This is a genomic window from Puerhibacterium puerhi (genome assembly GCF_009846865.1).
GTDB lineage: Bacteria > Actinomycetota > Actinomycetes > Actinomycetales > Cellulomonadaceae > Puerhibacterium > Puerhibacterium puerhi.
Window position 1 is genome coordinate 25,013 of record NZ_WUWN01000033.1, and the last position, 7,300, is coordinate 32,312.

Below are 7,300 nucleotides of genomic sequence, written 5' to 3' on the forward strand. Positions count from 1 at the left end.
CATGCGCGTGGACGTCTGGCTGTGGGCCGTGCGGCTGTTCAAGAGCCGCTCGGCCTCCGCGACGCTGCTGCGGGCCGGCCGCGTGCGGGTCAACGGCGTCGTCGCCAAGCCGTCCACCGCGGTGAAGGTCGGCGACCGCGTCACCTGGCGGGACACCCTGCGCGAGCGGGACGTCGAGGTGCGGGAGCTGCTGCCCAAGCGCGTCGCCGCGCCGCTGGCCGTCCAGGCCTACGCCGACCACAGCCCGCCGGTGCCGCCGCGCGAGGAGCGCCTGGCCGTCGGCATCCGCGACCGCGGCACCGGCCGGCCGACCAAGCGCGAGCGGCGCGAGATCGACAGGCTGCGCGGCCTGCGCCGCGACTGACCGGCGCGTCTAGGCTCGCGGCATGACCGCCAGCCCCGAGCCGACCCCTGCCGCCGCCCCCACCACCACGCCCGCCGACGCCCGGGCCCGCGTCGCCGCCGTCCTCGCCCAGCACCCCGTGTGGGACGGGCACAACGACCTGCCGTGGGAGGCGCGCGACCTGGTCGCCTACGACTGGTCGGCGCTGGACGTCGCCGCCGGGACCGGCGGGCGCACGCAGACCGACGTGCCGCGGCTGCGCGCCGGCGGGGTCGGGGCCCAGTTCTGGTCGGTGTACGTGCCGTCGAACCTCCCGGGCAGCAGCGCGGTCACCGCGACGCTCGAGCAGGTCGACGCGGTGCACCGGATGGTGGAGCGCTGGCCCGAGCACTTCCGGCTCGCGCTGACGACCGACGACGTCGAGGCCGCCTGGCGCGAGGGCCGGATCGCGTCGCTGCTGGGCGCCGAGGGCGGCCAGTCGATCGACTCCTCGCTGGGCGCGCTGCGCACCCTGTACGCGCTGGGCGTGCGGTACATGACCCTCACGCACAACCACAGCACCCCGTGGGCGGAGTCGGCCACGGACGCCCCCGCGCCGCACGGCGGCCTGTCGGCGTTCGGGCGCGAGGTGGTCCGCGAGATGAACCGCCTGGGCATGCTCGTGGACCTGTCGCACGTGTCGGCCGGCACGATGCGCGCCGCGCTCGACGTCAGCGAGGCGCCGGTGATCTTCTCCCACAGCTCCGCGCGCGCCGTGTGCGACGTGCCGCGCAACGTGCCCGACGACGTGCTGGCGCGCCTGGCCGGCAACGGCGGCGTGTGCATGGTGACGTTCGTGCCGAGCTTCGTGACGCCCGCGATCGGCCGGTGGCGCGCGGAGGCCGGCGAGGCGGCGCGGGCGGCGGGGATCGCGCCCAACGACTACGCCGCGTTCGCCGCGTTCAGCGCGCAGCGGGCCACGGAGCACCCGGTGCCGCCGACGACGCTGGACGACGTCGTCGCGCACGTGGAGCACGTGCGCGACGTGGCGGGCGTCGACCACGTCGGCCTGGGCGGCGACTACGACGGCTCGTCCGGGTTCGCGCCCGGGCTCGAGGACGTCTCCGGCTACCCGAACCTGCTCGTCGCGCTCGCCGAGCGTGGCTGGTCGGACGCCGACCTCGGCAAGCTGACCAGCGGGAACGTGATGCGGGTGCTGCGCGACGCCGAGGCGGTGGCGCGGCGGCTGCAGGCCGAGCGCGCGCCGAGCGTCGCGCGGATCGCCGACCTCGACGGCTGACGGCGGCGGTCGGCTCAGACGCCGAGGCGGCGGCGCGTCCAGTCCATGCCGAGCGTCTGCAGCACGTCGGCCCGGTCGCGCCTGGCCGCCTCGGTGAACGCGCGCAGGGACACCACCGACGCGGTGAGCATCGTGGTCAGGACGGCGCGGGCGGTCTGCGTGTCGGCGGTCGCCTCGTCGAGCAGCTGCTGCACCACCTCGGACCGGATGCCCGGGCCCTCGGGGTCCGAGCACGCCGTCAGCAGCGCGATCGTCATCGACCCGGCGTCGACGTTGCTCATGGTGGCCCCCACTCCTTCGGTGGACCCAGTGTTATCGCAGGTGAGGGCCGTCCGCATGCCGGGCGGGGGTGAATCGTGGGCGAAACTCGTCAGCCCGCGTCCTCGAGCGTGAGGCGGGGCTCGGTGCGCAGCGCCGGGCGGAACCCGGACTTGTCCGCGTAGAACGCCCTGATGGTGTCCATGTCGGCGCGGACGTCGCCCGTCAGGTCGATCGTCGGGCCGAGCCCGACCCTCATCGTCGTGCGGTCGACGTACCCGAGGGTGACCGGGAGCGCGGCCTCCCGGGCGATGCGGTAGAAGCCCGACCGCCAGCCCTGGCTCGACCCGCGGGTGCCCTCCGGGGTGACCACCAGGTGCACGACCTCACCCGAGCGGACCATCGCCAGGACGTCGTCGACCACGCCGGCCGGGTCGCGCCGGTCCACCGGGATGCCGCCGAGCCGGCGCATGAGGGGCCCGCGCCACCCCCGGAACAGCGTGTGCTTGCCGAGCCAGCGGATCTTCGCCCCGGCCGCGCCGGCGATGGCGAGCATGAACACGAAGTCCCAGTTGGACGTGTGCGGCGCGCCGACCAGCAGGCCGGAGCGGGCGGGGAACGGCTCGGTGCGCAGCTCCCACCGGCTCAGGCGCCAGTAGGCACGGGCGAGGGCGCGGCTGATCGGCATGCGGCGACGGTAGCGGGGCCGCGCCGAGCTCGCGCCGCCGGCCCGCCGACGGCGGTGACGCTCGCGCGCCGTCGGCCTCAGTCGTGCAGGATCCGCTGGAACAGCACGTGGTCCTGCCAGCGCCCGGCGATCTTGAGGTACTTCGGCGCCGTGCCGATGCGCTCGAACCCGGTGCGCGCCAGCACCGTCTGCGACGCGACGTTGTGGACGAGCGTGGCCGCCTGCAGCCGGTGCAGCCGCAGCGTGTCGCGGCAGTGGGCCGCGGCGGCCTCGACCGCGGCGGTCATCAGCCCGCGCCCGGTCATCGCGGCGTCGACCCAGTAGCCCAGGTGCGCGCTGCGGAACGCCCCCCGCACGACGTCGTCGACGTTGAGCCGCCCCACGACGCGCTCGCCCTGCACCAGCACCAGCGGCACGGCGCGGCCGGCGACATGGCCGGCCAGCGCGCCGGCGACCTGCTCCTCGTGCCAGTCCGCCGTCCAGAACACCTCGGTGCGCTCCGGCTCCCACGGCGCCAGGTGCTCGCGGTTGCGCCGGTACGCAGCGAGCAGCCGCTCGCCGTCGCCGGGCTGGAGCAGGCGCAGGACGACGTCGTCGGACAGCGGGACCGGGTGCACGCCGCACAGCGTACGGCCGGGACGCCGCACGAGACCCCCCTGCCGCCCGTGCGGCGCCCCGGCATCCTGGCGGGCGGCGTCAGCCGATGATGCCCAGCGTGCCTGCCGCCCGGAACGCCAGGACGAATCCGATGATGCCGAGGATCCAGCCGGTCGTCTCCTCACCGTTCTTCGCGAACCACGCGTCGATGCGCCGCAGCAGCGGGTCGACGAGGCGCGAGGCGAACAGGCGCCCGACCGTCAGCAGCAGGGCCGGCAGCACCATGACCAGGCAGTACGCGGCGAGGATGGCGACGTTCGTGCCGGTCGGCAGTCCCGACGCGGACAGGATCCCGATGGCGCCCAGGTAGGGCACCATCGTGGCGACCTCGACGACGCCGGCGCCGAGCGCCAGGCCCACGAGCGGCAGCGCCGACGGGCGCGCGCGCACCAGCACGGGGCGCGTCCCGGCGTCGGCCCCCGCGCTCGCCCCGGGCGCGACCCCCGCACCTCCGGCGTCGAGCCCCAGCGCCCGCTCGCGCCACCGCTGCAGCCGTCCGGGCTTCGGCGTGAGGCCCGCGGCCTCCTGCTCGGCCCGGCGCCGCGCGGCGCGCTTGCCGTCGAACCGGAAGCTGAGCGCGAAGAGCGCGACGCCGACCACGAGCTGCACCCAGGTGAACCCTCGGGTGTCGAAGAGGCCCTGGTACCGCTCGAGCAGCGCACCCGCGCCGAGCAGCACGGCGACGCCGACGCCCAGGTAGAACACGGCGATCGTGGCGAGGTAGGCGAGGATGCGGGCCGCACGGGGCCGGCCGGGCGCCAGGAGGAACCACACGGGGACCGCGAGGGTGCCGAAGCTCGTGGAGTCCAGGAGGGCCAGCACCACGAGCGTCCCGGCCATCGCCGCGAGGCCCGCGCCTGCGGGGATGTCCAGCGAGAGGATGTCCATGCCCGCGAGCCTGCCCGGCGCGGACCGCCCCGCGCGTCGGCCGGAGGATCGATCCTCGCCGCGGCCGCGGCGGCGGCGTACACCTTTCGTCGGATCCGGCCGCGCCGCGGACGTGCTGGGATGGGCCTGTGAGCAGCGGCAGCAGGTGGTGGCGGGGGCTGGCGGGCGAGGTGGCCCGCGCCGTCGTCGCGCCCTCGGGGGAGGACCGCCGCGGCCTGGTCGTCGACGCGGTCAGCACGCTCGCGATCGGCGCGCTGACGCTCGCCGTCGGGCTCGGGGGCATCTACGAGGACGCCCCGGTGGTGCCCGGCTGGTGGCACCTGGTGCTCCTGGCGCTCGGCTGCCTGCTGCTGCTCGCCAAGCGCGCCCACCCGGTCCGGGCGCTGCTCGGCGGGGCGGCGCTGGTGGCCGTCGACCTGTGGTGGGGCGGGAGCCTGGCGCTGCTGATGGTGCTGTGGGACCTGCTGTACGCGGCGGCCCTGTGGATGACGCCACGGGCGCGCCGCTGGCTGTGGATCGCCACCTCGACCGTCGCCGGCGGCGCGGCGGTGGCCGGCGCCGTCGCCGCCGGCGACCTGCGCGTGGTCGTGTCGCTGGGGCTGACGATGGCGGCGGTGCTGCTCATGCCGCTGTGGTGGGCCACCACGGTGCGCCAGAAGTCCGAGCTGGCAGCGCTCGAGCGCCAGCGGGCCGACCTCGCCGAGCGGCAGGCGGCCCTGGAGCGCGAGCGCGCCGCGGACCTCGAGCGCATCGGCGAGCTCGACCGGCACGAGGCGGTGCGCGCGGAGCGGGCAGCCATGGCGCGAGACCTGCACGACGCCGTCGCCTCCCACCTGTCCGCCATCGCCATCCACTCCGGGGCGGCGCTCGCGGGTCCGGCCGACCCCGGCCGGGACCGGACCGCCCTGGAGCAGGTGCGTGCCAGCGCGGTGGCGTCCCTGGAGGAGATGCGCGCGATGATCCTGCTGCTGCGCTCGGACGTGCGGCGCGCGTCGGAGGTGGCCGCGCCCGCGCGGCTGACGACGCCCGCCGCCGTCGGTGCGCTGCTGGACCGCGCGCGGCAGGCCGGCTCGCGCGTGGAGCTCGACGACGCCGGCGGCGTGCTCGGCTGCCCGGTGCCGGCGGTGGTCGACCAGGCGCTGCACCGCATCGTGCAGGAGGCGCTCACCAACGTCGTCAAGCACGCGCCGGGCAGCGCCGTCGTCGTCCGGGTGCGGCACGTGGCCGGCGCGCACGGCGAGCGGGTGGAGCTGGTGGTCGCCGACGACGGCGGCGCGTCCGGCGAGGGCGCGGACCGCGGGCGCGCGTCCGGCGCGGGCGCACCCGGCGGGGCGCGCCTCGCGCCCGGACGGGACCACGCCGCGCTGAGCGGCGGCACCGGCCTGCTCACGATGCGCGAGCGTGCCGAGGGGCTCGGCGGCACGTTCGCCGCGGGCCCGACGCCGTCCGGCGGCTGGGAGGTGCGCACGGCGATCCCGCTCGCTGGTGCGCAGGCCGATGGCGCCGAGGAGGGTGCGGACGGCGCTGAGGCCGGTCCGGGCGCGGCTCCACCGGCCGGGACGAGGGCCGGGACGAGCACAGGGACGAGGGCTGGCACGAGGACTGGGACGAGGACTGGGACGAGGAGCGAGGCATGACCGTGCGGGTGCTGCTGGCCGACGACCACGCCGCGATCCGCGCGGGCATGCGGATGCTGCTGGAGGCGGCCGGCGACGTCGTCGTCGTGGGGGAGGCCGCCGACGGCGCCGCGGCGGTCACGAACGCGCGGGCGCTGCGCCCCGACGTCGTGCTCATGGACGTGCGCATGCCGGGCACGGACGGCATCGCGGCGACGCGGGCCGTCGTCGACGAGGGGCTGGCGGAGGTGCTCGTGCTGACCACGTTCGACCTCGACGAGTACGTGGACGAGGCGCTGCGCGCCGGGGCTGCCGGGTTCCTGCTCAAGTCCGCCGAGCCGGCAGCGCTGGTGGACGCCGTGCGGCGGGTCGCCGCCGGCGACGGCGTGCTGGCGCCCGAGGTCACCCGGCGGCTGCTGCGGCAGCTCGCCGGGCTGCCCGCGGGCGGTGGGGCGGCCGGTGCCGCCGGGCCCGCTGCCGGCCCGGTGGGCGAGCCGGCGCCGGCCGACGGCGACCCCCGCGTCGCGGCGCTCACGCCGCGCGAGCGCGACGTGCTGGTGGCGCTCGGCAGGGGCCTGGCCAACGCCGAGATCGCTGCCACGCTGGTGATCACCGAGGCCACCACGAAGACGCACGTCTCGCGGGTGCTGACCAAGCTCGGGGTGAGCTCGCGGCTGCAGGCGGCGATCGTGGCGCGAGAGGTGGGGCTGGTCTGACGGCTGGCGACGGCACGCACCCGGCGCGGTCGCGCGAGCGGTGCGGGCCCGTGCCACCGTGGCGCCATGCCGTCGTCGACCACCCTGACCCGGCCCGTCGAGGTCGTCGCCCGACCCGTCGGCGCGGCGTTCGCCGTCGTCTTCGGAGCCCTGGCGCGCGTGCTGCGCGCCCGGCCGATCCACCCGCGCGGCGTGCTGCTCGACGCGGCGCTCGTCGTCGCCGAGGACGAGGCCGGCGCCGAGGTGCTGCCGCAGGGCCGCACCGACGCCCTCGCGCGGCTGTCGCTCGGGGCAGGCCTGCCGCGCGGCTGGCCCGACGTCGTCGGGCTCGCGGTGCGCTGGCACGCCGACGGCGAGCCGCAGGACCTGCTGTTCTCCTCGAGCCGGCCGGGGCGGCTGCTGCGGTTCACCCCGCTGCCGCGCCGGCGGCTCGGCGGATGGTTCGGAACGCTGATGCCGCTGCGCACGGCGTCGGGCCCGGTGCTGCTCGCGCTGCGGCCGGACGCCGCGGCGACCCGCGCCACCGGCACGCTGACCTACGAGCTGCTGCAGGCGACTCCGGCCGGGCCGTGGCAGCGGTTCGGCGCCCTCGAGCTGCGCGGCCCGCTGCTGCCGGGGCGCGCGGCGCCGGCGCGCGACGGCGAGGACCCGCAGGTGCGGTTCGACCCCACGCTCAACGCCCCGCGGGGCCTGGGGACGTACCGGTGGGAGGACCTGCTGCGGTCGCAGTCGTACGCCGCGGCCCGGCGCGGCTCCGGCTCCCCGACGCCGGCCCGCGGCCCACGCAGCGGCCCGGCCTGACCCTCGCCGTCCCGCCCCGCCCCGCCCCAGCCGGCCGACGGCTAGGGAAGTGGG

9 protein-coding genes are annotated in these 7,300 nt (G+C 77.2%); 5 read left to right on the top strand and 4 right to left on the bottom strand.

Features of this window, described 5'->3' with window-relative positions; translation table 11 throughout:
- Position 1 precedes the first annotated feature (1 nt).
- Together GSF02_RS14490 and GSF02_RS14495 are read left to right on the top strand one after the other, a co-directional pair.
- A complete protein-coding gene (locus GSF02_RS14490; protein ID WP_159797733.1) occupies positions 2-364 on the top strand; it encodes an RNA-binding S4 domain-containing protein in 363 nt (120 codons plus the stop codon).
- Between the two features lie 22 nt (positions 365-386).
- Complete coding sequence (locus tag GSF02_RS14495; RefSeq protein WP_159797735.1) at positions 387-1,622, top strand: dipeptidase; 1,236 nt, start codon at positions 387-389, stop codon at positions 1,620-1,622.
- A gap of 14 nt (positions 1,623-1,636) precedes the next feature.
- Here the strand turns inward: GSF02_RS14495 and GSF02_RS14500 are convergent, their stop codons facing one another.
- The 4 genes from GSF02_RS14500 to GSF02_RS14515 all read right to left on the bottom strand — a co-directional run bounded on the left by GSF02_RS14500 (position 1,637) and on the right by GSF02_RS14515 (position 4,113).
- A complete protein-coding gene (locus GSF02_RS14500) occupies positions 1,637-1,903 on the bottom strand; it encodes a hypothetical protein (RefSeq protein WP_235915592.1) in 267 nt (88 codons plus the stop codon).
- An 89-nt stretch (positions 1,904-1,992) separates the two neighbouring features.
- The gene (locus GSF02_RS14505) at positions 1,993-2,568 is read right to left on the bottom strand and encodes a 1-acyl-sn-glycerol-3-phosphate acyltransferase (RefSeq protein WP_201308944.1); all 576 of its coding nucleotides are present in this window, start codon (positions 2,566-2,568) and stop codon (positions 1,993-1,995) included.
- A 77-nt stretch (positions 2,569-2,645) separates the two neighbouring features.
- The gene (locus GSF02_RS14510) at positions 2,646-3,185 is read right to left on the bottom strand and encodes a GNAT family N-acetyltransferase (protein ID WP_235915593.1); all 540 of its coding nucleotides are present in this window, start codon (positions 3,183-3,185) and stop codon (positions 2,646-2,648) included.
- A 79-nt stretch (positions 3,186-3,264) separates the two neighbouring features.
- Positions 3,265-4,113 (bottom strand): GAP family protein, encoded by an 849-nt coding sequence (locus GSF02_RS14515; RefSeq protein WP_159797739.1) that lies wholly within the window; start codon positions 4,111-4,113, stop codon positions 3,265-3,267.
- A gap of 128 nt (positions 4,114-4,241) precedes the next feature.
- Between GSF02_RS14515 and GSF02_RS14520 the strand changes: the two genes are divergently transcribed.
- The 3 genes from GSF02_RS14520 to GSF02_RS14530 all read left to right on the top strand — a co-directional run bounded on the left by GSF02_RS14520 (position 4,242) and on the right by GSF02_RS14530 (position 7,246).
- Positions 4,242-5,750, top strand: coding sequence for a sensor histidine kinase (locus GSF02_RS14520; RefSeq protein ID WP_159797741.1), 1,509 nt, complete (start codon positions 4,242-4,244; stop codon positions 5,748-5,750).
- The gene (locus tag GSF02_RS14525; RefSeq protein ID WP_159797743.1) at positions 5,747-6,445 is read left to right on the top strand and encodes a response regulator; all 699 of its coding nucleotides are present in this window, start codon (positions 5,747-5,749) and stop codon (positions 6,443-6,445) included. Before GSF02_RS14520 ends, GSF02_RS14525 begins: the two co-directional genes overlap by 4 nt.
- A 66-nt stretch (positions 6,446-6,511) precedes the next feature.
- Positions 6,512-7,246: a phosphodiesterase gene (locus tag GSF02_RS14530; RefSeq protein WP_159797745.1), complete on the top strand. Its 735-nt coding sequence runs from the start codon at positions 6,512-6,514 to the stop codon at positions 7,244-7,246.
- The last annotated feature ends 54 nt before the right edge of the window (positions 7,247-7,300 follow it).

What these genes read in the sequence shown, in the direction of transcription:
- GSF02_RS14490 (WP_159797733.1), top strand. Translation starts at nt 2, where the DNA reads ATGCGCGTGGACGTCTGGCTGTGGGCCGTGCGGCTGTTCAAGAGCCGC.
- GSF02_RS14495 (WP_159797735.1), top strand. Translation starts at nt 387, where the DNA reads ATGACCGCCAGCCCCGAGCCGACCCCTGCCGCCGCCCCCACCACCACG.
- GSF02_RS14500 (WP_235915592.1), bottom strand. Translation starts at nt 1,903, where the DNA reads ATGAGCAACGTCGACGCCGGGTCGATGACGATCGCGCTGCTGACGGCG.
- GSF02_RS14505 (WP_201308944.1), bottom strand. Translation starts at nt 2,568, where the DNA reads ATGCCGATCAGCCGCGCCCTCGCCCGTGCCTACTGGCGCCTGAGCCGG.
- GSF02_RS14515 (WP_159797739.1), bottom strand. Translation starts at nt 4,113, where the DNA reads ATGGACATCCTCTCGCTGGACATCCCCGCAGGCGCGGGCCTCGCGGCG.
- GSF02_RS14525 (WP_159797743.1), top strand. Translation starts at nt 5,747, where the DNA reads ATGACCGTGCGGGTGCTGCTGGCCGACGACCACGCCGCGATCCGCGCG.
- GSF02_RS14530 (WP_159797745.1), top strand. Translation starts at nt 6,512, where the DNA reads ATGCCGTCGTCGACCACCCTGACCCGGCCCGTCGAGGTCGTCGCCCGA.